The sequence below is a fragment of the Planomonospora corallina genome (assembly GCF_042650625.1).
GTDB classification, from domain to species: Bacteria; Actinomycetota; Actinomycetes; order Streptosporangiales; family Streptosporangiaceae; genus Planomonospora_B; species Planomonospora_B corallina.
In genome coordinates, this window is record NZ_JBHSBM010000016.1 from 321,969 (window position 1) to 323,454 (window position 1,486).

1 protein-coding gene is annotated in these 1,486 nt (G+C 77.0%); it reads left to right on the forward strand.

The annotated features are described in order from the left end of the window. A partial coding sequence (locus ACFOWE_RS12650; RefSeq protein ID WP_377287469.1) for an FAD-dependent oxidoreductase occupies nt 1-1,486 on the forward strand: 1,486 nt, incomplete at both ends.

The window sequence follows — 1,486 nt, forward strand, 5'->3', positions numbered from 1 at the left end:
CGTACGGCCCGCGGGCGAGAACGCCGAGCCCGCCGGGCCCGGTTTCCCGCTCTCCTACGCGGCCGCCGCGGCCGGCGCCCGCGTCATCGTGCTGGAGCGCGCCGGAGGGCCGGGCGGCTCGTCGGCGCTGTCCGGCGGCGAGATCTACCTCGGCGGCGGTACGGCGCTGCAGAAGGCCTGCGGCTTCGACGACACCCCCGACGACATGTACGCCTACCTGGTCGCGGCGCTCGGCCCGCACGCCGACACCGGGAAGATCCGGCTGTACTGCGACGGGAGCGTCGAGCACTTCGGGTGGCTGTGCGACCGGGGCGTCACCTTCACCGAGCGGCTCTACGACGGGCCGACCTGGATGCCGCCGACGGAGGACGGGCTGATGTGGCTGGGCGAGAACGCCTGGCCGTACAACACGCTCGCCCGGCCCGCGCCACGCGGCCACCGCCCCGCGGCCCGGTCCTTCGCCGGCGGGCTGCTGATGGAGAAGCTGGTCGCCGCCGCCCGCGCGGCCGGGGCGGCCGGCCACGCCGACACCCTCGCCACCAACCTCGTCGTCGGCGACGACGGCCGGGTGCGCGGCGTGGTGGCCCGCCGGTACGGCGAGCGGGTCGTCTACCGGGCCCGCCGCGCCGTCGTCCTCACCACCGGCGGGTTCGTCGACTCCGAGGAGATGCTCGCCCGGCACGCCCCCGTCCTGCTGGGCCACGGCAAGGTCAGCGACGGCCTCGACGACGGCGGCGGCATCCGCATGGCCGCGGCGCTCGGCGCCGCCACCCGGCGCATGTCCGCCGTTCAGGTCGCGCTGACCGCGCTGCCCGCGCTGGTCGTGCGCGGCATGCTCGTCAACGGGCTCGGGCAGCGCTTCGTCAACGAGGACGTCTACCCCGGCATGTTCAGCGCGGCCGCCGTGCTGCACCAGCCGGGACCGTACTGGGCGGTCGTCGACGAGGAGGGCTACGAGGACATCCCCGCGCGGGACCTGTGGGGGGTGCGCCCGACGTACGCCGCCGAGACGCTCGCGGAGCTGGAGGCGGAGCTCGGCATGCCCGCCGGGGCGCTGGAGACGACGGTCGCCGTCTACAACCGGCACGCCGAGCGCGGCGAGGACCCGTACTTCCACAAGGACGCCCGGTGGCTGCGGCCGCTGCGCCCGCCGTTCGCGGCGGTCGACCCGCGGCTGGGCTTCGGGGCCGGCGACCGGAGGGATCCGGGGGAGGCGACCGGGGTGGCCGGCTTCACCCTCGGCGGGCTGCACACCACCGCCGACGGGGAGGTGCTCGACGAGACCGGGCGGCCGATCCCCGGCCTGTACGCCGCGGGCCGGGCCGCCTCCGGCATGCACGGCGACGGCTACGTCAGCGGCACCTCCCTGGGCGACGGCACCTTCTTCGGCCGCCGCGCCGGCCGCGCCGCGGCGCTGGCCGGCGGCCGCGGCCGGGTCCTTGCCGGTCCGCACCACGCTGCGCAGCAGGCTGTAGGCGACGGTCAG